The sequence below is a fragment of the Vibrio cincinnatiensis genome (assembly GCF_022113815.1).
GTDB lineage: Bacteria > Pseudomonadota > Gammaproteobacteria > Enterobacterales > Vibrionaceae > Vibrio > Vibrio cincinnatiensis_A.
In genome coordinates this window covers 84,646-107,769 of sequence record NZ_SGOM01000012.1, presented here as the reverse complement: position 1 = coordinate 107,769, position 23,124 = coordinate 84,646, and the positions used below count along the sequence as shown (strand labels likewise).

The following is a 23,124-nucleotide window of genomic DNA, read 5'->3' as shown; positions in this document are numbered from 1 at the left end:
TCCATCAAAACAAGAAAACTGTGAGTTATCTATATCACAAACCCTTTAAACATAGGCATGTTCATGATTTTTCCCTGCTTCGAAATGGCTTTGTTGCGTAAAAGAATAATCCACTTCACCAGTCATTCCTCAAGAGAGGATAAGCCCACTAAAACCTTATGACTTGGTAGATAGATGAAGTGACCTAAGAATTTTATTCTAAATGTAGGTAACAATTCTGCGTGAAATCACTATTACGCAACAAAGCCCTTCGAAATGCATAAATGGGTTCGTTATTGTCGTCATAATTTGGCTCCGTTTAAGTACAGAACCATTAAAAAACACTCAGAATGATCTACAAATTGATCCTTAATGAATTTCCAATATTGTGATGAATGGTAAAGAAATACCTTGTAAATTAGAAGACTCTAATTTGAGGAAGTCCCTTTAAAAATGGGCATATTCATGCGGCTTCCCTGTCAAGGCTCACTCTTAAAACTTCAAAGTATTGAGATGATATTAAATCAATATCAAAGTGCTCGCATCTAATTTTTGATAGTTCACTAAACTTGGATTGGCAACCATCAGACTGGATAATTAACATATTATGACTAAGCGCGTCGACATCGTATATATCAGATAAAAGACCATACTGACCATCTCCTAAAATTTCAGATGGACCGCTCGGGCAACTGGTTGATACTATAGGCAAACCACAAGCCATTGCTTCAACTAAAACATTTCCAAAACCTTCAAAAATAGAGCTAAAAACAAAACAGTCACATTGCTTAAAATATTCAAAAGCATTCTGTTTAAAACCTAGTAAAAAAACGTAACCCTCTAATTCATTTACTTTAATATAACTTTCAAGCTGACCTCTTAACGGACCATCACCCAATATGTAGAGCCTAGATTTTGGTGCATTCTTAATGACCTTACTAAATGATTTCAAAAGAGTCATATGATCTTTTTGCTCTATGAGTCTACCAGCTGTAATATAATTAAAGTATTCGTTGTTCACTAAGTCATTTCTTATTTTTACACTTCTTATAGATTTAATGTCTTGTGGGTTATATATTGTTTTAAAGGTAGGGTTCCGAATATTAAAGTCATTTCTTAAACTATCTTCAATACCCATTGATATTGGAACAATTATATCAGCCATATTGTATAACTTACTAATCAGGTAACGAAAAATAAATCCCTTCACCCCCTTTCTTTTATACTGTGATTGTGAATGATTCCTCTCAGATATTATAACTTTCCTCTTGCTGAAGAATGACGATATGATAAAAGTAAAATTAGCCCTAACCAAAAAGCTCATTACTGAACAATTGGATATAGTTTTTAAAACTCTATTTAATTCTATTGCCTGTAAAGGAATATAAAATAACTTTCCAACTCCTTTCATAAGCTTTGCAGTTTTTAACTCAATAATTTTAATATCTTTAGAATAACCATAGGCCACATTAGAGTCTTCTAAAGCTATTATAGTAACTTTCACACCTAAACTGATAAGTTTATTTGAAAGAGTCTGAATTACTCTCTCAGCACCTCCCCCGCCTAAGGTGAGACAAACGAAAACAACATTCATTTAATTTCCTCTCCATATTGACGAAAAATATATTCCCACATTCGCGTAACTTCGTTATTTAATGTATGTGACTCTGCATAGCTATAACAATTATTTCTAATAGTATTCATTTCTTCAATATTGTTACACAAATGATTTATTTCCCTTGCTATAGCTGCCGGTGAGTAAGCATCGACTAGTATACCATTACTCAAATGGTCTATAATAAATCTAATGCTCCCTGTTGTTCTAACAGCTACAGGAATAACGCCAAATGACATAGCCTCAGCCAAAACTTTCGGTGTACCTTCAGATATTGACGGAAAAACTAAAAAATGAGAGTTAATGTAAGCCTTTTCTAACACATCTACTTCATTGACATAACCATGAAAGATAATATTGCTTTCTAAGCCTAAATCAAAGACTAGATTTTCGAGTCGTTTTCTATCTTTACCATCTCCGTATATATTAAGCTTTATTCTTAATAAATTATATTTATCTATCAAAATTGAAATTGAGTTAATTGCATCTTCAACTCGCTTTAATCCCTCTAAGCGACCTAGAAATATTAGATTTAAACAATCATCCGGCTTATGACAGCGATTAATACACGTATGAGTTGTCGAAAAATATGGATATATTGAATTGTGTTTTTTATATATTTCAGCAACTTGCGGACCAGCAGAAACAGAAACTGTATTTTTAATAATGGTTAATTGCTTGTAATCAAGGATCTTAGCTACAATTTTATTCCCAATAAAATTATAGTTAGATATAAAACTAGAATACCACTCACCTGATATATAAGATGTCAATCTTGCCTCGGAATTTTTTAACATATCAAAAGCAACAAAGGAAAAAATTGAAGGCACACGAAATTGAATCAAATCAGGTTGGGACACATTAAAAACTGATTTAAAAAAAAGCCTACTCCGTTTAGCAAACAATAAATATTTAAATCTATCTTTTATTTTCTTGCTATATAAATCAGTTCCCCAATAATAGATGCCATTTACATTTTTCACGTTATCTATCGTTGTATTATTTTTACTTGGGCCAATAACGTCAACTCTGTCAAAATGCTTTCTATATTCATTTAGTATTGCATTAAAACTTCGACTTACGGTACTTTCACCATCGTCAGATATAAAGACCTCACAAACCACCAATAACTTTTTCACCGATTAACACCTGTATTAACTTTAAGATATTTATCTACAATAATTACCAAAATAATTGTAAAAAATATTTGCTTGAAAAACGGGGAGATTATTGTAGAAAAATCCCCTCTAAGAGAATATATAAATATAGGTATACTAGAAGAATAAACCACAAGAAAGAAAGAACTATATAACGACCTTATATACAAGTTATTAATTATTAATCCGACAAGAAAAAACCATATTACAACGCCTAGATAGCCGAAATTTATGTACCCTTCTGCCGCTAAAGAAAAACCATAACCACGACCTTCATCTACAACATCTTTATGAAACGTATTATTATACCAAGAAATACTATTTTCCACCTTGTAAATAAAACCCGGAATCACAGAACGAATTAAATCATTAACTAAGCTAGCGCCATATTTAAGTTCAAACTGGTCTTTATTATCAACTATGCGTTCAATATTAAAGCCCGCACTTCTAAATTCCCCATTCAAAAGCCCAATTATTAATGGTGGACTAAGACTCCCACTCTCATTGAAGTTATCTCTAGTAAATATATTTTTATATAAACCTAGTATAGGAATGAGTAAAATCATAAGAAGTGAAATTACCATTGTTTTTTTTAAAGACATACCATATCTGTGATAGGCTACTATCATAATCATTACCGCATATGATAATAATATATTTCTTTCACCTAACAACAGCGACACAAATATGATATACAATGTCATGAAAAACAACCACCATTTAGGTTTATGATTTAACTTAACTAAAAACATCGAAAATACAACATTCAACATACCAAAAAAACTACCAAAACTGTTTGTGAATTCAGCTTTGGTTTGTGCGCCCGACAATATAAATAAAACAGGCACCAATAGAGAAAAACATAATATTAACACAAGTGAAATTTTTATACTTACAAGACTAAAACCCAGCTTTTTAAAAACATTTACATTTTCCTTAGGCTTAATAAAAAACAATGCCGATAAAAGAAAACCAATCAAAGCATATACATTTATAGTAATAATTGAATCAACATTCGTCACAGCTCTAAATCCAATATAATATAAAATACAAATGCCTAGATGATATATATTAACAAAAAAAATATACCAAACTAGAGGATTAGACGGAGAGAAATGACCATAACACATTAAAAATATACTTAGTGTAATAGTTAGAATAAAAACAATCGTATAGTTATTAAATATTTCACCTAGTAACAATATTGAAATTAAAGATAAAATAATGAAAAATAACATTAGCCCCTTAGACATAAGCTAACACCAAAAATGCAAGTAGAAAGTGAAAAACGATAGTTATAACGTAGCATTTTAAAATCTGATTATTCCTCTTGCTTACTTTATGAAAAGCAAGCATTCCGTATATAATTGTACCTACAAGCACACCGATGGAAACACCAGTCATTCCATAAGGTACTAAGTATAGCGAAAGTAAGGCTACTACTAAAAGATATACTAATGAATATACGGCCATCCTATTTGCATTACCACTGGAAAACAATATGGGTTCAGCTATTTTATATAACATCCTAGGAAATATGGTAAGTGAGAGTATTGTTAAAGGATATACAACATCCCCCCATGCTTCACCAAGTAATAAAAAAACAATTTTATCATCAAAAATATTAAAAGTTATTACAAGGAAACTTGAAAATAAAAAGCTTAGTATCAAGCTTATCTGTATTACATTATTTTTTCTTTCTTGAACTGAACCACTTGAAAAATAATGCAAAAAACTCCTATTGATTACCTGACCAATGAGGTTGCACGGTATAACTGTTAATTGATATGCTCGTGTATAAATACCAAGCACTTCTAAACCTAAGAATTTAGACACTATAATGTTATCAATCTGACTAGTTGTGTTACTCAACAATTGAGTGCTCGAAACAGAAAAAGCTACATTGAAACTATTTTTCATTAATGCGAAGTTTTTCTCAAAATACAAATCAAACTTTGTATAAGCTCTATGGAGAGCAAGAATAAGAAAGATAATCGCCTGGGTGATTGAGGCTATTATTAAAGACATGGCACCAAAATCATTAAATGAAAGAATAATAGCAACCAAAAAATAACCAAACACATATGTTAATATATTTAGATAAGCTAAGTACTTAAAATCTGAATTTCGTATTAAAACACCTTCAATAACGACGGCAATTGATTTAGGGATTATAATTAAAGATGCTATGGATATATAAAAACCTATGTTACTGTCAGTTATAAAATAACTTATTTTATTTGCATAAAATAATATAGTAAAAAAAAACAAGATGGATAATGTCAAAGAAAACATCATTGCGTGAAAAAGTATTTTATTATAATGTCTTTTGTCTGATGTAACTACTAACTGACACGAACCCAATTGTGATAAAATCACTAGGAAATTAACAACAATTAATGAGCTACTTACAATTCCAAATTCTTCAGGTGTTAGTAAACGTGCTAAAATTATTATAGATATTGTTTGAAGTATGTAGCGAAAGACAACCCCAATACTGCTCCATTTTAAATTTTTTTTCAAAGTCACTGGCTATACCATTATTTGAATTTTAATGACGAATGCATATATCAAAAAAGATAAAGCATACAAGGCAATCGTAGATCACGGAAATCGCATGAACATCCCCGTCATTCAAGGGCTCCGAGAACCTTGCTTAAGTAGTTTACATCCATCGCACACTCACGGAAACCGCATGAACATCACCGCCCTGTAAGGCTTTCGAGAACCTTACTTAAGTAGTTTTCATCCATAGCGCAGTTCATTCGTTTGCGTTTAATACCACCTTTAAAGGTGGTTTCGCTCTTTAATAGGTTCAAACACATCTGCCTGATCCTGGCAAAAGCCTCTGCTCGATCGTCCGCTCTTATACGAGAATTGTCCTCACAAAAGGCGGTATCAAGCGACCAATGCATCACTTCTACGCCCCAATGAGAACGCGTCGCTTCCAGTAATGTTTGAGCTTCTAAGTCTTTAGAGCTGATGTAGTATCGAATTCTCACATCTTGCTCTGTGGCGACCGCCGATTCTTGCCGAATTGAAGCAACAATACCCATGGATTTTAGCTCGGGCCATTCATGCTCAATATCACCTAAAACCGACAAATCACGGTTCACTAAAGCCACTCTCGTTTCCGTTCTTCCGTGACTTTTTTCTTGAGTACTGTAAGAACTGCCGTCAAACTCTTGAAGCATCTCCATTCGAAAATAATCATCAAAGGCTTGCTCAAGCATTCCCTGATTCCCTTTAACGGCTAATAAATAATCCGCTTCTTTATCGAGGATTTTCTGCGCTATTTTCTTTTGGCATCCCATTGCATCAATAGTAATCAAGCAGCCTTTTACCTCTAGCAAGTCAAGTAGCTTGGGGATCGCGGTAATTTCATTACTTTTACTATCAACCTTCTGTTGGCCGATACTCATTCCGTTTGCAGTAGCAAAAGCGTTCACCATGTGGATCGTTCCTTTACCTTTCGAACGATCATAAGAGCCACGTAATGTTTTGCCGTCGATAGCGATGACTTCTCCATCTGTCAGTGTATGGCACTCCTTCATCCAAGCTATAAAGCTTCTTTGTAACACTGCCGGATTAATCATGCCCATCACACGAGACAGCGTATCTGCAGAAGGAATTCCCGCGTCAAAGTGACCGTAGCGTTTGAGGAAATCTAAGCGAGCATTGCCAAAATCGATAATCCCATCCCAGCCATCATGGCCTGACAAAACACCACAAATTGTCAGCAAAATAATATCTGATAATTTGTGTGCTATTTTGTTTTCCTGTCGATAATCTTTAATGATTTGAAAGTGCATAAATGGGTTGGTTAACTCGCTCATATTTAGGCTCCTATATTGTCTAGGAGCTATTACAAAACAACGAAAATGATCTACAAGACGATCTTTAATTTCATGTCGTTACATTCAATAGTTGGGATGACTGATAGGTTCAAAGCTAATTTTTAGCATCTCCGCAGCCCTTATATATCAACGATCTTCATGCGGATTTCCTAGCTCCTCAATATCTTCCTTCCTAAACGCAAACCGCACTAAAACAATCGCTACCCCAAGCATACCGCCGAGTAAGGTACCTAACACACAAATTAAGGCACGTCTGGGCTTATTTTTTAACTCTGGCACCACAGCAGGGTCAATCACTTTAAACACAAACTCATCTTGCACTTCAGCCAGCATGAGGCTTTTAGTTTGTTCTTCAATCAGTTTGTAAAAGGTGGCTTGCATATCGGCCACTGAGGTTCTTTGCAGTTGTTCTTGTAAATAATTGAGGTTTTGCGTACTTTCGGCAATGGTGCGTTCGCGCATCACTTGGTTAATTTCTTCAACTAACCAGGTTGCCCACTGCTGAGCAATATAAGGGGAATAATGAGAAACACTCACGGTATATAAACCACTGGTTTTATCGCTAGAAACGGTGAGTATATTTTTAACAAACATTTCATGTGCTTCTTGCGCGGTCGGTTTTGCACCGCGTAGCCCTTGAGGCTCACGTAACCAGGTTCGGGTTTGTTCATCATATAATTCATTATTAATGATAAGTTGATTACTTGATAGGTCCCACTCTTTACCGGCCATTAACGGAACAAGCAGCTCATACTTTTCGATAAAGTGTTGTATAAACTGGCGAGATTTCATCACTTGCGCAGCCAGCTCGGTTTGGCTACTTTCACCAGAGCCAAGGTTAACTCCCGCTAACGTTGCTAACCCACCTAATTGCCCTGCCATTTTGGCTAAACCGCCACTACCACTACTTTCAGCAGGCGCTAATAATGTATCGGCTTTATATATATTGGGCTGACTGAGAGCAAATAGCACGGAACCAACCGCAAAAACAAAGGTGACTGCAATAATTATCCATTTACCTTGCCATAAAGCTTTAAATAATTCGCGTAGGTCGATTTCATCATCAGCCATCGCTACGGGTTGTGGCGGGTAGGTTAAGTAATTAGGTGGTGTGAGTTTCTGTTGTTCCATTGGTTTTTTAGGTCCTAGGATCCTAGGTCCTAGGAAACCACTAGGCACTAGGAGTAGGATCGATAAAATTAATTAGGTTTATAGGGTCTGCTCTTCCCTATTTCAACGCATTCACCGCGACACCCGTTTGATAGAGAATTTGCGTTGCCGCCGTCCATACATTCAGTGCATCGCGGTAATCGGTATCAACAGGCACTACGATGGTATCTCCCGCTTTCAATGCTTCATTACGCCGACCAAACCAAAAACCCGTACTGGGTTTAAAAACGGAACCATCGGCACGAACAACAAAGATGCGATCATCGTCGGCTTGCTTCTTCATTCCACCCGCTTTATTAATGTAATCTTTGACAGTTAAGCTAGGATCAAGCAAGTAGGTAATCCCCATTTGCACTTCCCCCATAATGGAAATGGTATTTCTATAGGTGGGTACAAAGAGGAAGTCGCCATCTTCCAGCATAAAGTTAGCGCTCGCATTACCATCAATGATTTGATCAAGCTGCACGACCATGCGCCCTAATGCTCGGTATTTGGTGGCCTCTTCAATAAATGCTAAGGTTTTATCTGGGTCATTAATCACATTAGATACACGGCTATCCACGTTGAAGGTTTTCTTCGCCACTTCACGGCGCATATCCGCCGCGTATTGAGCAAGTAACTGCTGCTCTTTCAAGCGCAATGCTTCACGCGTAAATACCGCGCCTTGTGGGTGAGCAAACTCCGTTAACCCTCCCGCACGATCCAGTAATTGAGATAAAGTTTCCCCTCTGCGAAGCGTATAAATACCAGGGAACTTAACTTCCCCTTTTAATACTACCGTGTGCTCATGATTAACGCCGGGCTGTTCAAAAACATTCAGTCGGTCTCGAGGATAAATCAAGGTATCCGCACGGCGCTTAAGCACATCATGTAGATTGATATTTTCTAGTATCGAGTGTTGAGGGGCCTCTCTTGTTGGGCCTCGAGTTAACTCCGCATGTTCAGCATAAGCGTTCGCTGTTAAGCCACCAGCGGCCATAAGAAGATCACTCAGTTGACCGTTTTGGCTAATGGGATAACGGCCAGGATATTTAACTTCACCAATGAGTTCCGCAATAGGTGCTGGGTTATTGTAGGTTGCTTGTTGGCGTAGCTGCAATAAAACAGGGGCCAATAATGATTTACGTGAATATGGAGCAGCACTTTTGGATTCACTGAGTAACTGATTTTCGTGTTGTATATCTTGCTGAGCTTCTTTTTTAGCTTGATCAAATGATTTGACCATATCGCTTTTAGCACCATCGTCTAACTCACCACCCTCACGGCTAAAAACAATGACCTTATCTCGGTTATGAAGCACTAAGTTATTTTTACCTTCAGGATTTAATATTGCATCTGCTAAACTAAATTGCAGTACTTGAATATCTCGCTGCTGATTAATTTCCCGAACAACCAAGGCATAGTACATATCTGCGGTTGGGTTAAACGCAGTTTCGAGTGAGTAGAAAAGGTCACTAATACGTTTATTGGGCTTCCATTCAACAAATCCCGGTTGAGTAATATCCCCTTCTAATTGGATATAACGCTGAATTAAATTACTACGCTTGCTCACCGTCAATGCATCGCCATTCACGGCACTTGTCGACAATTCTTGCGGCTTGGTTAAATCTAAAGTAATAACCTTTTGTAATCCATGAGAGGCTAAACGTCGGAGCCGAGCTTGCTCTGGCAAAGCATTGGCCGTTAGGCCACCCGCTATCGTTAAAATTGCTTGATAATTTTCACCCGGTTTCACTTCATAAATAGCAGGGCGTTGTACTTCACCTTCAACCGTAATGGTGTGTTGAACCGGTGCAATCCATACGACATCTCCCGGCATTAAGCGTTCATCATTACTGGTGTCGCCTTTTAGCAGAAGATCATATAAATCTAATTGACGGATAACCTGACCATCACGCTTTAACTGAATATTACGCAGTGCGCCACTTTGACTAAATCCACCACTGTAATAAATGGCTTGTGAGATAGTCGTTAAAGCACTAACCGTATAGGCTCCTGGCTTGTAGGCTTCACCCATGACAAAAATTTGCATGGTTCGTAGCTCACCAAGAGTAATATCACTACGAACGCCAATCATCTGTTCTTGAACTCGCTGAGTTAAGCTTGTACGCACTTCACTGAACGATAATCCGGCAACAGAAATAGGACCAAGAGCAGGAAAGTTGACGACCCCATCACGATTTACTCGCAAGCGATGAGTCCGATTCTCTTTACCAAATAATTGGATAACTAACTCATCTCCTGGGCCCACTCGATAATCAGAAGGAACGGGCACATCGCTCACTGGGGCAAACGTAGAAGGGGAAGAGGCAAATAATTCCAGACCAAAACGTTTTAAGCCCACTTCCTTTGAACGATTTGTATCTCTCTGGTCTTGCTCTGATGGTAAACGCTCTATAACCTCAGGACGAGGAGAGTTAATCTCTGCCGTGGGTAGCGGCTGGCTGCGATTACTCGTAGAACTCGGTAAACTAATACCATATTGCTGCGCTAACGCTTGCTGTTGATCAGCAGGAAGATTTTGGAACATTCGCACCTGCTCAGGAGTTGGACTTTGTGCAAATGATAATGTGGTAAAGAGGCTTAGCAGCAGAGGCGCAAGAAAAGTAAAGCGTCCTTTAAACATGGTATTTCCTGTGGTTAAGAAGTCTATGCTATGGTCCTTGGACCCTCAAATTCTATCGTTTAAAATCTAAACTGCATACCCAGTTGTAAGGTATTTAAGTGAACCTCATCACCGTTAAGGTAGTTCACAAATTCCGCCGTAATGGCAGATTGACGGCTTAAAGCGTAGTGCATCCCAACCCCAAAAGAGATCCCGCTATCATTATTGGTTTGGTGATAATAATCGGCTCGAACATGTGAATAACCAGCAACCGCATAAATAGCCAATCGATCCGAAGTAGGCATATTGGCTTTGAATAATACGCTGGATAACCCATTGATAGATAACCCATCTTCCCGCTTCACACTGGTGGCATAGCGCCCTTCTAGGGCAAAGTAGTCAGAGAAAAAATAACCCAATTGAACTTGAGCTAAAAGGGGGGAAGCTTCTTGCCACGTAGAAGAGCGATATTCGCTATCACTATAAGCGAGGCTTAAGCCTGTATAAGAATCGGCCATGGCCGATAATGGAAGTAGACCTGAGCCAATCAGGCCGAGTAAGAGGCATGTTTGATTACATCTCATGCGTGTTCCCTGCGTTGTCAACAACAATCCCTTGAGGAATCTGTTTAGCCACGCTACCGCCCTACGTTGTACACGCATGATCGGAGCGAATTAATATTCTGTTTTTATGTGGCAGAGATTATGCACGGATGGTGTATGGGTATCAACCACAAAAAGCGGCATGAAGTGCTGCAATTAATCAACCCATCTATCAACAATAATTAACATGATCGTGATATCATTCTAAAGTTAACAATAAACATGATACACATCACACTTATTAGTTATTTAAATCGCGTCTGACAGAAGAATCACGTTTATTTACGCAACTTTATGCACCCCATGTTTACATTGGTTAATAATTCCCCTTAAAATGAGTTGTGAAGTGTGCTTTCATTTCACAACATCGATGTTTTAAAACTAGTTAGAATAAGGATTTACTATGAAAAAGACAGCAATGGTTTTGCTGGCAACGTTTGCTATGGCGCAAGGCGCAATTGCCGCTGAATCAGTAGGTGCAGCGGGTAGCACAACAAGTACTACAGCCACAGCAGGTGCTGGTTCTGCAGGCGCAGCAGGCGCTGGTGCAGCGGCTGGTGGCGTTGCAGCAAGTACTGCGGCAGCAGTAATGGCAGCAGCAGTAGCAGTTGCCGCTGTTGCAGCAAGCGATAACGATACAGCAACCACGACAACAGCTACTGCTTCAAAATAATTGTTTGTTATCTTGTATATGAATAAAGTCGCCTTAGGCGGCTTTATTTTTGAAAAATACACACATTGCGTGGTTAGATTCCATACCTTCTGACTTATCCAGTAGATTTGGATAAGAGGGTGTGATTTTTACCATCATTAAGGATTGTGAGATGCGGTTAGCTCATCACGGATTACTGATCATTCTGCTTACGCTGACTGGCTGTGCGCCTCAAACTCAACAGCTATCAGAAACACTTTCTGTCGCTCTCTTTGGCGTGAGTGATGAACGAGCCACAGTGGAATATGCACAAAACCTCCCCTATGCTTCTCTCTTTGTGAGTTTAGATGATGCCCCTAACGCTTTACTCGTTTTAGCTTGGGCTGAACAAGGGAAAGCTCACCCATTCGCCCTAAAATGGGTATCTAACCAAGAAGAGTTACTGATTACTGAAGCAGGTCGTATCACCAAAACGGTGAATTTAGTGGTAGGCAATATTCAGGCTCTATCAGCAAATACGCCCGATCCACTCAGCTTAAACTTACTTCATGCTCAAACTCCGACAACTTGGCAATATCAACTGCATTGGCAGCAAGGTAAGCAAGACTATATTGAACCTGCCCTGTCTCAATTTAAGGTTTATGGTCAACAAGAAAAAGCCTTACCGACGGGCTCACAAAATTTGGTGCTCGTTGAAGAAAGTGTCACCCTTACCGTCAGCAAACAACGCTATCACAACCGTTATTGGTTAAGCCCAAAGACAGGTAGAGTCATCGCCAGCGAGCAATATTTGGGACCGAATGGTTCACGCCTTTCCCTTTCCATCGCTAAGCCCTTTGCAGGAGAATAAGCTATGCGTTTTATTTCCTTACTTAGTTTTCTGGGGTGTCTAGGCGTTAGTCTAACTTTACATGCGAAAGAGCCGATTTCTCATACCGATTTTTCTGCCAAAGTAGCCATTTCCCATCCCCCTCTTTTAATAAAGTTAGAGGCAGATGGCCCAGTTCGCCTCGATGCAATGGTGTTGCAAGCTCTACATTCTCAGCAACCTGCGATCAGTACCTTAAGGATTGATTGGCAGAACAGTCGATTATTTTCCTTGCATGAACCTTTTCCGTTGCAAAAAGATCTGCTCAAAAGACTGGCTCAGTTACAAGATAAAGTTCAAGAGCCACAAGTAACGAGCTGGCAGCAGTTACGTAACGAGCTACGCAAACGTCGGTTTGCCAAACGAGCATTGATTCCTTTAGACCCAGACGTGATCAGAACGGTAAGCGGTCATAACCCCTTATTAAACGGAGAATTTGCACTTTATCTACCCTACTTAAGTGATTCTCAAACGGTTACCGTTTTGGGGGCGGTTCATCATTCCGAACCACAAAAATGGAAAGCACACTACAGTGCTCGTGATTATGCTCAACAGGCCAAGTGGATAAATACCACACTGGGTGAACTCACCATCATTCAACCCAACGGTGAGATTCAAACGCATTCTGTTGGCTATTGGAATGCACATCCGCATACCGTGTTACCTGGGGCTATCATCTATGTGCCTTTTACAACCACGCTGTTTTCATCGATTAACCGCACTGAACTAAAACACATTAATCAGCAGGTGGTTGAACTGCTTCGCCATCAACTGCCGAGAGAATAACCATGATGTTGAGCACACCTATAAAACGTTTTAGTTATGCAGGGCTGCTACTCTGTTCATTACCATTAAGCGCTCAAACCTATACTCAATCTAATTTTGGTGGGACAGGGTTAATGCAAATGCCAACGGCTCGTATGCAGCCAGAAGGGGAATTTAGCGCGGCCTACAACCATAATGATATTTATGATTTTTATACTATTTCCGTGCAGTTATTTCCGTGGCTAGAAACCACTGTCCGTTATGCACAAACCCATGACATGCTCTACAGTAATGACCCTTCATTTAGTGGTAATACGAAGCATACCGACAAATCCTTTGATGCCAAGATTCGCTTATGGGAAGAGAGCTATTGGCTTCCACAAGTATCACTGGGTTTTCAAGATATTGGTGGGACAGGATTATTTGATGGGGAATATCTCGCAGCCAGCAAACGCTGGGGACCACTAGATTTTACATTAGGAATCGGCTGGGGCTATTTAGGCAATCGAGGCAATGTACACGGCGACAAAGCCCTCTCCAGCGATTGCGGCCGTGACACAGACTACAAAGGTAATGGTGGAAGTTTTGATGTAAATCGAATGTTCACTGGGTGTATGGCCCTATTTGGTGGCATTGAATACCAAACACCCTATAAGCCGTTAACGCTAAAGATAGAGTATGAGGGTAACGACTATCGTAGTGACTACCCTGTGACAGCAGGAAAAATAACCATACCACAGTCAACGCCTTGGAACTTTGGTATGAATTACGCCTTAACGGATTGGGCCAGTGTTCGCTTAAGCTATGAGCGAGGAAATAGCGTCAATCTAGGTCTGCGCCTGCATAGTAATTTCTCCGACATTAAGCCACTCTGGTTAGATGAACCTAAACCCGCTTATGCGCCATCCACACCACGTACGGAAATGAGTAACGAAGAGTGGCAAGCGCTGACACAAGATATCGCCAGAGTTTCAGGGTATCAATCAGTACGAGTTTATCAAAGTGACACAGCCGTAACCGTTATGGGTGAACAAAAGCGTTATCGAGATCGACAAGAAGGTTATGATCGCCTAGCTAGAGTCGTTCTAAATAGTGGCATTGATACCGAACAAATCCGAATAATTGAGACTCGTAACCAACAGCCGTTAACCGAGGTGGTCATTGATAGCGATAAAGCACATCAAGTGCTCAATCAAGCTTATATCAATGGAAAAATCAGTGATGCTGTAGAAATACGTGATCCCTCTCCAGCCATCGGACACCAGCATACCCAACAGGATAAACCATGGCAGTTGGGGCTTTCTCCTGTACTGCAACAGTCGTTTGGTGGAGCAGAAAGTTTCTATCTATTTGCAATTGGAGCAAGAGCCGATGCAAGTTGGAGACTTAATAATCACTGGCTTCTTTCGGGTAGCCTTTATGGCAATATTTACGATAACTACGATAAATTTAACTATACCGTTCCCCCCGATGGAACCGATCTTAAACGTGTTCGAACGCTAAGTCGTGAATACTTAGAAGACACGATTAGGCTCAATCATGCCCAACTCACTTACCTTGATTATGTTGGGCAAGGTATTTATAACCAATTTTACGGCGGTTACCTTGAGAGTATGTTTGCTGGGGTAGGTAGTGAATGGCTCTATCGCCCACTCGATAAACATTGGGCAGTCGGTATAGATCTCAACTATGTCGCCCAACGGGAAGCTGGCTCAGTGTTTGGTATCTATCGTGATGAAGTCCACTATGATAACACCATTAACCGCTATTATCGGGTACAAACTGGCACAGCCACTGGCCATGCGACACTGTACTGGCAACCTCAATTTTGGTCACTGTTTGATAATAGCTTATTAAAAGTGAGTGCCGGACGTTACCTATCGGAAGATGTCGGTGTTACCGTGGATTTTTCAAAACAATTTAACAGTGGAGTGATTGTGGGAGCCTTCGCAACCAAAACCGATCTATCTGCTGATGAATTCGGTGAAGGGAGTTTTACTAAAGGCTTCTATATTTCAATTCCACTAGAGATGATGACGGCAAAACATAATACTAACCGAGCCGCTATTTCTTGGATGCCGATCCAGCGTGATGGGGGGCAGATGCTGTCTCGTCAACATAGTTTATTCGAAATGACGGATGCCCGTAGCCCATGGTTTGAAAGAGCGCCGATAAAATAAGGCATAATCGATTTGTTCATCATTCCATACTAAGTCGTTCGTTCTCCCCGCGCAGGCGGGGGGGAACCTATTGATATGAATTCACAACACTTAGACGCCTACTTACACACAAATTCCGATGTGGAAGTGACAGTTTAGGCTGGATAAGTAAAATATAACATCGGAATATGACATAACATCCGTGACTAGGCATGTTATTTGCTAGGGTTACGTGAAGATAATATTTGATCAACCATGATGATGGGTAACCTATCTCGCTTGCTAACTTGAGACTGTAGACTATGCACAAATATCTGATTTCTAGCGCAATTGCACTCACTCTATTCGGTTGTGGCGGTGGTGAAAGTGGAGGTTCGAGTAGCACACCATCACCGACGGTGAAATATTATAATGTGAGCTTTTTTGATTTAGATAATGTTGCTGAAAATGATCAAAATAGCTGCCAAATATTTGGCTATAATGACGATAAAACAAGAAAGGTTATCGCATATCGGTCTGTGCCTGAAAATAATTACAAAATTGTTATTCATGATAAAAATGGTAACTTCGTTCGTCGTTATACGAATCAAACGGAAACGAATGGATTAGGCTCTACTTTCCGTTTTAAACAAAGCGATGTTCCTGCTGATGGATATATCAGCTTTTCCTATTCAGAAGGTCGAGATCACTTCATTAGCACTTTTTCTAAGTCGTTAATTTTAGAAACATTTTCTATTTATGCTAAGAATAAAAACAATAATATTAACTGTTTAGTAACATCTGCAAATCATTTAAATCCACAAGAAAAAGAATATTCTGCCTTTATTGAATCACCTGATTTGACCGATAATAATTTCTTCTATTCCATTAATAAATTAAACCAAGATTTTCTAGGGTTTTCTAGTTGTAGTGACAATCACAGTTCTTGTAGTGGAGAAAAAGTAACCGCTATTTCTCCAACCAAGAAGCCCGTAATGCTAACTGCCTACAAACGTAAAATATCCGAGGTTAAGAATCTCTTTGCTTTCGAATTTGCTCAAACAAATAATCTCAGTGCAACAAATACCATAGGTAATTCCAGTCAAAAAATAAAACTCCATAACATAGAAAATTTAGATAACTCATGGAATCCACCTATTGATGTTGACATCTCTTTGGCACAATTATTTGTTGATGGTCGAAAATTTAATGCCCCTAATGCTTACTTGTGGCAGCCATTAACCACCGATGTAAACAGTACGTATAGTTATTCAGAGCTTATCGAACCTAGCAATTATTATTTAAATTTACAGGGGAAGGAGTCGACCATTTCTGAGCCTCACTATTGGGCATTTCGACATGTTGCTCAAGGTACAAATGAGATCGCCAGCCACCTAAGTGCAGAAGGAGTACTAAATTCACTCCCCTCCCCCCAATACCCAAACTTGGACGACTGTTATGTACATAGTGGGTTGCAATGTATTCAAATTTCTTCAACTCCTCAGATTGATGATACTATTTTAAGAGTATCCATTGATGCTGAACTAACGGTTACAACAGGGTTACCTCAATTTATAAAGCAAACTTTTTATACTCCATATCACATGGAATTACCCGTCATGAAGTTTGATGACATCACCTTAGATCAACAGATTAAAGCTATTGAAAAATCTTCTATTTCATGGATAAAAACTGAGTCAAGTTCGATCATCGACACATTTTTGTATCAATATCAGAATCTTTATAACCGAACTATCAGCTCCGAATTGATAGATCCTCTCGTAGATAATATTCCTCTCCTGAAAAATATCTCTGCACAATTAGAGCATGACGATTTACTAAAACGCCAACCCTATACTTGGGTGTGGCTAGAAGAAAATAACGACTAATCAGCATTCACAAAACATAGATTCCGCCTTCGCAGGAATGATACTGGATAAACAGACCCTTACACATGAAGGACCAGAAGAAATCACAAAGGCCAGATTTCTCGCCTATCCACATTTTTCCTGCTACTATTTGCGCAGTTTTTAGCTTTTAGGTAGGACAAGTTATGATCATCGTAACAGGCGGTGCTGGCATGATTGGCAGCAACATAATCAAAGCACTCAATGACCGAGGAATTACGGATATACTGGTCGTTGATCATTTAAAAAATGGTCATAAATTCAAAAACTTAGTTGACCTAAAAATCGCTGATTATATGGACCGTGATGATTTCTTAACCCAGATTATGGCTGGTGATGATTTTGGTGCAATAGACGCTGTTTTCCATGAAGGGGCTTGCTCGGCCACGACAGAATGGGACGGCAAATACATCATGCTCAATAACTATGAATATTCGAAAGAGCTGCTTCACTTCTGTTTGGATCGTGAAATCCCCTTCCTGTATGCCTCTTCTGCTGCGACTTATGGTGATACGGATACTTTTATTGAAGAGCCTCAATATGAAGGGGCCCTTAATGTCTACGGCTATTCAAAACAGCAGTTCGACAATTACGTTCGCCGCTTGTGGCAAGATGCTGCCGAGCATAATGAAACACTCTCTCAAATCACTGGCTTTCGTTATTTCAATGTGTACGGCCCCCGTGAACAACATAAAGGCTCCATGGCTTCGGTCGCTTTCCACCTCAATAATCAAATGAAGGCTGGCGAAAACCCAAAATTGTTCGCGGGTAGTGAGCACTTTAAACGGGATTTCGTCTATGTCGGTGATGTCGCTGCCGTCAATATGTGGTTTATGGAAAGCGGCGTCTCTGGCATCTTTAACTGTGGTACGGGTAATGCTGAATCATTCAATGAAGTTGCTAAAGCGGTCATTCAACATCACGGCCAAGGTCAAGTTGAAACTATCCCCTTCCCAGAACATTTAAAAGGGGCATACCAAGAATATACTCAAGCAGATTTAACCAAACTGCGTGCCGCTGGTTGTGACGTACAATTTAAAAGCGTTGCGGAAGGAGTCGCTGAGTATATGACCATCATTAATCATTAATTTGTTGGATAGGAAAAAAGAGTGAAAATAGCAGTAGCAGGAACGGGTTATGTCGGCCTATCAAACGCAATGTTGCTGGCGCAGCACCATCAAGTCGTGGCGTTAGACATTATTGAAGAAAAAGTGACGATGCTTAACCAGCGTCAATCCCCCATTGTGGATAAAGAAATTGAAGACTTTCTACAAAATAAAACGCTCAATTTTGTCGCAACTATCGATAAAGAACAGGCCTATCTAGAGGCCGATTTCGTCATTATTGCGACCCCAACTGACTACGATCCACAAACCAACTACTTTAATACCTCATCCGTGGAAGCGGTAATTCGTGACGTTATGGCGATCAATCCAAATGCAGTAATGGTCATAAAATCGACCGTTCCTGTTGGCTATACAGCCCGAATCAAACAAGAGTTTCAGTGCGACAATATCCTGTTTTCCCCTGAATTTCTGCGTGAAGGTAAAGCGCTGTATGATAACTTGTATCCGTCACGGATTATTGTGGGTGAACAGAGTGAGCGCGCTAAAGTGTTCGCGGATTTACTCGCGGAAGGGGCAATAAAAGAAGAGATTCCCGTTCTGTTTACTCATTCAACCGAAGCGGAAGCAGTAAAGCTTTTCTCAAACACCTATCTCGCCCTACGAGTGGCTTATTTCAATGAGTTGGATTCCTACGCGGAAGTCAACGGCTTAGATACCCGACAAATTATTGAAGGGGTGGGGTTAGATCCGCGCATTGGTCATCACTATAACAACCCTTCTTTTGGATATGGTGGCTATTGCCTACCAAAAGATACCAAACAGCTGTTAGCCAACTATCAATCTGTGCCGAATAATATTATTTCTGCCATTGTGGATGCTAACCGCACCCGTAAAGATTTTATTGCCGATTCTATTCTCAAACGTCAGCCTAAAGTGGTTGGGATCTACCGTTTGATCATGAAGGCAGGATCAGATAATTTCCGAGCATCGAGCATTCAAGGCATTATGAAGCGCTTGAAGGCGAAAGGCATCGAAGTGATCGTTTATGAACCTGTTCTAAAAGAGAGCCACTTCTTCCATTCGCGTGTTGTTCAAGACTTAGAAGCCTTCAAACAAGAAGCCGATGTGATTGTTTCCAATCGCATGACAGAAGACCTGAGCAATGTTGCCGATAAAGTCTACACAAGAGATTTGTTTGGTAGTGACTAAAAACATTCTTCTAGCCACCGTAAACCAGGTGGCTAATTGCTTTTCTATTCCCCAATATTTAAGCATATAAAGCAGGAATAGTGAGAAAAATCGGCTAAAATAGATAAGAAATATCATACAATCGTTTGTCAGATTGTTGCTGTCCCGTAGAGTTGAGAGCTGCTATACTCCGCTGCAAATTCAAACAATATCCTCATTTTCACTGAGTAATTTATGTCGTCACCACCACGCAATGACTTTGATGAATACGCCTATAACCCAAATTTTCAATGGCGCTTTCTTCACCCTCGTTACTGGGGCACTTGGCTTGCTATTTTTTTCGCCAGCTTAGTAAGCTTCTTTCCTAACAGGCTCAAACGAGTGATTGCTCGGGGGCTAGCCACTCTCGCCGTTAGAGTTAAAAGCAAAGCAAATATTCGAGCCAGAGTGAATTTAGCTATGTGCTTCCCCGATAAGGCCATCTCCGAACGTGAGCATATCCTTTTTAATATGTATGTGACTTCCATTATGTTCTTAATGGGTTTTGCCTCAACATCATTAAGAAGTAATCAATGGCTGGAAAAACACACATCAGTACGAGGGTTAGAGCATGTCGAACAAGTATTGAATAACGGTGAAAATGTTATTCTCTTAGTTCCACATACATGGGCGATTGATATCCCCGCTATTTTATTAGCATCAAGAGGCTTACCCGTTTCAGCGATGGCCAAAAGCCAAAAGAACTTAGTATCTGACTGGTTGATGCATAGACAGCGCGTACAATATGGCGGCCGAGTGTACGACCGAAGTGTTGGCATCAAACCTTTTATCAAATCCGTACGTAAAGATGGCTACTTGGGCTATTACTTACCCGATGAAGATTTGGGCCGTGAACACAGTGTTTTTGTTGATTTCTTTGCGACTCAAAAAGCGACTATTGCTGGCTTAGGACGGTTATCAACACTAAGTAAAGCGAAAATCGTTCCTTTGTTTGCCATGTTTAACACCCAAACAGGATGCTATGAGCTGGATTTTTATCCACAGCTCCCTTTTCCTACAGGTAATGAGCAACAAGATGCAAGGATGATGAATGAATGCATTGAAGCTTATGTAACCCGGTATCCTGAGCAATATATGTGGATTTTACGTCTACTAAAAACTCGCCCGGATAGTGATGTTAATCCTTATACAGAATAAAAAACAATTAAAATGAAATTGAATATTGAAAAATTCATGCTTGCTATGTGTTTCCTCTACGCAGGTTGCTTTATACTTGTTCCATTTTTGGGGAGAACTTCTGAAGTTATCTTGATTTTTAGTTTTCTGTTAATTATAAATGATTCAAAGTATAAATTATTTAAAGATAAAACCATTTATCTTTTATTATCTAGTTTTATTATTATCATTATTTCTTGGATTAGTATTCGCTTCTTACAACCAGAACTAGCGGTTTTATACCCAGACCTACGTTTTTTCCTTAGACTATTTGTTTTTATTCCAATAGCCTATTGGTTAAAAGGTAATAAAAAAAATATTCATGTATTCCTTATAATTTCAGCTTTAGCTCTTGTACTTGCAACCTTTACCAGAGGTGAAGGGATAGCAGAGTGGATAAATGGAATAAAAGGGCAACGTGTCGATTTTAAACTAATCAATGCACAGCATACAACTTTATTAATGGCTATAGCATTATTAGGTATAATTACTTATGTCATTCCCCAAATAACATCTCAATGGAAAAATTATACACTTAGGAAGAAAGTAGTCTACTTCGTTTTATCTGGACTAGGTTTTATTATTTTCTTTACTGGTGTATTAATATCCCAGACGAGAGGGGTATGGCTCGCTCTTATCATTGCCTTTGCTATAATTGGGATTATATATTTATTTAGAATAAATCATATATCAATTAAAAGAGTCTCTGTAACAGTAACATTATTATTGTCTTTTCTAACATTACAGTATTTTTTACCATTTGATTCAATTGTACAAACACGCATAAAAGCAGAAAGTAGTGTCATTACGACGACTTTAGAAGATGGTATTGAATCTGTCCCATTCACGAGTATAGGGATTCGATTGCACAGTTGGTATGAAGCGTTAAAATGGATAAAAGAACGTCCAATATTGGGGTCAGGAGAGCTAGCCAAAAAAGAAATTATACAACGCTCAGATTTTCCGCAATGGGTAAAATCTGATTTTAGGCATTTACACAACTATTATATTGAAGTATTAGTTTCCTACGGGTTTTTAGGAATTTCATTAATTATATTATTCTATTTCAAACTATCTAAAATAACTTATTTACTATGGAAGAACAATATTATACCAAGTAGTCTTGCTTATTTTACCTTTTCTTCTCTTATTACACTCCTAGTAGCAAATAACTTTGAATCATACAATTCTATGTGGTCCGGCTGGATAATTCATAATATTGTATTTTCAACTATATACTCATATTATATTTATAGAGGTGAGAATGAAACCACATTACATAATATATAGGAAAAATATATCTTTTAAAAGTGGAACGGGCCAATTAATTAGTATGCAAATAGAAAAACTAAAAAATATTGGTTCCAAGTTTTCAGTATATTGTCAAAAGGGAAGATTTAGCTTATTACTAAAAAATAAAGTGATAGCAAAAAGAGCAATAATCAATAAAAATCAATTAAAAATAAAAAATAATAATAATTTTATTATAGATCATGATAATAGTTTAAGAAATTCAGACATAACTTTTATACATAACATTCCCGTAGAAAATGAAAGCAATACATCTTATTTTAACTGGTTAAAGAAAAGCTCATGCACTGTTATTTCAAACTCTTACTTTACAAAGAGAAAGCTATTAGATCAAGGATTCAATGAAAAAAATATTACTGTCATCTATCCTGGTTACAACAATAATAGATTCAATCTGTTAACAAGAAAAAATTACAGAAAGGAAGCAAGAGAAAAGTTATCTTTAAATAATAAGACAAAGTTAATTGGGTTTATCACTTCCGGTGATTTTGATAAAAGAGGGTTATCTCATTTTTTTAAAATTTGCGAAAAATGTCTAATATTGAAAATGTTAAATATTTTATAATGGGTTCCAAAAAATTACCATCAAAATTTTTAGAACACCCGATTATTCAATCAGAAAAATTTATTTATAAACCTAAAAATTCCACACCTGAGTATTGGCTAAGTGCTGTCGATATTTTCGTTTATCCTGCTAATTTTGAAGAATTTGGTATGGTTATCCCTGAAGCTTTATCAATGGGAATACCAGTGATAACAACAAGAAACGTGGGAGCCTCTGAAATACTGCCTAATGAGTACCAAGAATGGTTATCAGATTCCATTGATATTGATTGGTTTGTTGATAGAACAGTCACCTTATTAGATGATGATGAAAAATATAATAATCTGTCTCTCTTATCTGCTAACTCACTAAGTTATAACAATGAAGATTATGCAACAAGGACAATAAAAGTTATCAGAAAAATAGCAGAAGATAACTAAAATAAAGGTTGATAATGTATTTTAAATACTATCTTTATTGAGTT

General features: G+C 38.5%; 19 protein-coding genes. 11 read left to right on the top strand and 8 right to left on the bottom strand.

Features of this window, described 5'->3' with window-relative positions; translation table 11 throughout:
* Positions 1–442: 442 nt before the first annotated feature.
* The 8 genes from EXA13_RS14305 to EXA13_RS14270 form a co-directional block, all read right to left on the bottom strand.
* A complete protein-coding gene (locus EXA13_RS14305; RefSeq protein WP_238133771.1) occupies positions 443–1,573 on the bottom strand; it encodes a glycosyltransferase in 1,131 nt (376 codons plus the stop codon).
* Complete coding sequence (locus EXA13_RS14300; RefSeq protein ID WP_238133770.1) at positions 1,570–2,733, bottom strand: glycosyltransferase; 1,164 nt, start codon at positions 2,731–2,733, stop codon at positions 1,570–1,572. Before EXA13_RS14300 ends, EXA13_RS14305 begins: the two co-directional genes overlap by 4 nt.
* Positions 2,730–3,989, bottom strand: coding sequence for an O-antigen polymerase (locus EXA13_RS14295; RefSeq protein WP_238133775.1), 1,260 nt, complete (start codon positions 3,987–3,989; stop codon positions 2,730–2,732). The genes EXA13_RS14300 and EXA13_RS14295 overlap by 4 nt, the downstream gene beginning before the upstream one ends.
* 7 nt (positions 3,990–3,996) lie before the next feature.
* Positions 3,997–5,280: an oligosaccharide flippase family protein gene (locus EXA13_RS14290; protein ID WP_238133769.1), complete on the bottom strand. Its 1,284-nt coding sequence runs from the start codon at positions 5,278–5,280 to the stop codon at positions 3,997–3,999.
* Positions 5,281–5,453: 173 nt separating this feature from the next.
* On the bottom strand, positions 5,454–6,587 hold the full coding sequence (locus EXA13_RS14285; RefSeq protein WP_238133768.1) for an ISAs1 family transposase: 1,134 nt from the start codon (positions 6,585–6,587) through the stop codon (positions 5,454–5,456).
* 147 nt (positions 6,588–6,734) lie between these two features.
* Positions 6,735–7,739 carry a Wzz/FepE/Etk N-terminal domain-containing protein gene (locus tag EXA13_RS14280; protein ID WP_238133767.1) on the bottom strand — a complete coding sequence of 335 codons (1,005 nt, stop codon included), beginning with the start codon at positions 7,737–7,739 and terminating at the stop codon, positions 6,735–6,737.
* Positions 7,740–7,836: 97 nt separating this feature from the next.
* Entirely contained in the window at positions 7,837–10,404 is a 2,568-nt protein-coding gene (locus tag EXA13_RS14275) for an SLBB domain-containing protein (protein WP_238133766.1), read from the bottom strand.
* 59 nt (positions 10,405–10,463) lie between these two features.
* Positions 10,464–10,967, bottom strand: a complete 504-nt coding sequence (locus EXA13_RS14270) for an outer membrane beta-barrel protein (RefSeq protein ID WP_238133765.1) — start codon at positions 10,965–10,967, stop codon at positions 10,464–10,466.
* A 421-nt stretch (positions 10,968–11,388) separates the two neighbouring features.
* Here EXA13_RS14270 and EXA13_RS14265 point away from each other — a divergent pair, with 421 nt between their 5' ends.
* From EXA13_RS14265 to EXA13_RS14215, 11 genes are all read left to right on the top strand, one after another.
* Positions 11,389–11,658, top strand: coding sequence for a hypothetical protein (locus EXA13_RS14265; protein ID WP_054104323.1), 270 nt, complete (start codon positions 11,389–11,391; stop codon positions 11,656–11,658).
* A gap of 151 nt (positions 11,659–11,809) precedes the next feature.
* Positions 11,810–12,487: a YjbF family lipoprotein gene (locus tag EXA13_RS14260; RefSeq protein ID WP_238117042.1), complete on the top strand. Its 678-nt coding sequence runs from the start codon at positions 11,810–11,812 to the stop codon at positions 12,485–12,487.
* A gap of 3 nt (positions 12,488–12,490) precedes the next feature.
* Positions 12,491–13,291, top strand: a complete 801-nt coding sequence (locus tag EXA13_RS14255; RefSeq protein WP_148505422.1) for a capsule biosynthesis GfcC family protein — start codon at positions 12,491–12,493, stop codon at positions 13,289–13,291.
* Between the two features lie 2 nt (positions 13,292–13,293).
* A complete protein-coding gene (locus tag EXA13_RS14250; RefSeq protein ID WP_238133764.1) occupies positions 13,294–15,450 on the top strand; it encodes a YjbH domain-containing protein in 2,157 nt (718 codons plus the stop codon).
* 281 nt (positions 15,451–15,731) lie between these two features.
* On the top strand, positions 15,732–17,297 hold the full coding sequence (locus EXA13_RS14245; RefSeq protein ID WP_238133763.1) for a hypothetical protein: 1,566 nt from the start codon (positions 15,732–15,734) through the stop codon (positions 17,295–17,297).
* Positions 17,298–17,461: 164 nt separating this feature from the next.
* Complete coding sequence (rfaD, locus tag EXA13_RS14240; RefSeq protein WP_113620495.1) at positions 17,462–18,403, top strand: ADP-glyceromanno-heptose 6-epimerase; 942 nt, start codon at positions 17,462–17,464, stop codon at positions 18,401–18,403.
* 21 nt (positions 18,404–18,424) lie between these two features.
* A complete protein-coding gene (locus EXA13_RS14235) occupies positions 18,425–19,591 on the top strand; it encodes a nucleotide sugar dehydrogenase (protein ID WP_238133762.1) in 1,167 nt (388 codons plus the stop codon).
* Positions 19,592–19,804: 213 nt separating this feature from the next.
* Positions 19,805–20,767: a lauroyl-Kdo(2)-lipid IV(A) myristoyltransferase gene (lpxM, locus tag EXA13_RS14230; RefSeq protein ID WP_238133761.1), complete on the top strand. Its 963-nt coding sequence runs from the start codon at positions 19,805–19,807 to the stop codon at positions 20,765–20,767.
* 12 nt (positions 20,768–20,779) lie between these two features.
* A complete protein-coding gene (locus EXA13_RS14225; protein WP_238133760.1) occupies positions 20,780–22,075 on the top strand; it encodes an O-antigen ligase family protein in 1,296 nt (431 codons plus the stop codon).
* Positions 22,050–22,661, top strand: a complete 612-nt coding sequence (locus EXA13_RS14220) for a hypothetical protein (protein WP_238133759.1) — start codon at positions 22,050–22,052, stop codon at positions 22,659–22,661. Before EXA13_RS14225 ends, EXA13_RS14220 begins: the two co-directional genes overlap by 26 nt.
* A complete protein-coding gene (locus tag EXA13_RS14215; RefSeq protein WP_238133758.1) occupies positions 22,628–23,080 on the top strand; it encodes a glycosyltransferase in 453 nt (150 codons plus the stop codon). Before EXA13_RS14220 ends, EXA13_RS14215 begins: the two co-directional genes overlap by 34 nt.
* The last annotated feature ends 44 nt before the right edge of the window (positions 23,081–23,124 follow it).

Excerpts from the sequence above, each read along its gene's own strand:
- EXA13_RS14305 (WP_238133771.1), bottom strand. The coding sequence starts at position 1,573 with ATGAATGTTGTTTTCGTTTGTCTCACCTTAGGCGGGGGAGGTGCTGAG.
- EXA13_RS14295 (WP_238133775.1), bottom strand. The coding sequence starts at position 3,989 with ATGTTATTTTTCATTATTTTATCTTTAATTTCAATATTGTTACTAGGT.
- EXA13_RS14285 (WP_238133768.1), bottom strand. The coding sequence starts at position 6,587 with ATGAGCGAGTTAACCAACCCATTTATGCACTTTCAAATCATTAAAGAT.
- EXA13_RS14280 (WP_238133767.1), bottom strand. The coding sequence starts at position 7,739 with ATGGAACAACAGAAACTCACACCACCTAATTACTTAACCTACCCGCCA.
- EXA13_RS14275 (WP_238133766.1), bottom strand. The coding sequence starts at position 10,404 with ATGTTTAAAGGACGCTTTACTTTTCTTGCGCCTCTGCTGCTAAGCCTC.
- EXA13_RS14270 (WP_238133765.1), bottom strand. The coding sequence starts at position 10,967 with ATGAGATGTAATCAAACATGCCTCTTACTCGGCCTGATTGGCTCAGGT.
- EXA13_RS14265 (WP_054104323.1), top strand. The coding sequence starts at position 11,389 with ATGAAAAAGACAGCAATGGTTTTGCTGGCAACGTTTGCTATGGCGCAA.
- EXA13_RS14260 (WP_238117042.1), top strand. The coding sequence starts at position 11,810 with ATGCGGTTAGCTCATCACGGATTACTGATCATTCTGCTTACGCTGACT.
- EXA13_RS14255 (WP_148505422.1), top strand. The coding sequence starts at position 12,491 with ATGCGTTTTATTTCCTTACTTAGTTTTCTGGGGTGTCTAGGCGTTAGT.
- EXA13_RS14250 (WP_238133764.1), top strand. The coding sequence starts at position 13,294 with ATGATGTTGAGCACACCTATAAAACGTTTTAGTTATGCAGGGCTGCTA.
- EXA13_RS14245 (WP_238133763.1), top strand. The coding sequence starts at position 15,732 with ATGCACAAATATCTGATTTCTAGCGCAATTGCACTCACTCTATTCGGT.
- rfaD (WP_113620495.1), top strand. The coding sequence starts at position 17,462 with ATGATCATCGTAACAGGCGGTGCTGGCATGATTGGCAGCAACATAATC.
- lpxM (WP_238133761.1), top strand. The coding sequence starts at position 19,805 with ATGTCGTCACCACCACGCAATGACTTTGATGAATACGCCTATAACCCA.
- EXA13_RS14225 (WP_238133760.1), top strand. The coding sequence starts at position 20,780 with ATGAAATTGAATATTGAAAAATTCATGCTTGCTATGTGTTTCCTCTAC.
- EXA13_RS14220 (WP_238133759.1), top strand. The coding sequence starts at position 22,050 with ATGAAACCACATTACATAATATATAGGAAAAATATATCTTTTAAAAGT.
- EXA13_RS14215 (WP_238133758.1), top strand. The coding sequence starts at position 22,628 with ATGTCTAATATTGAAAATGTTAAATATTTTATAATGGGTTCCAAAAAA.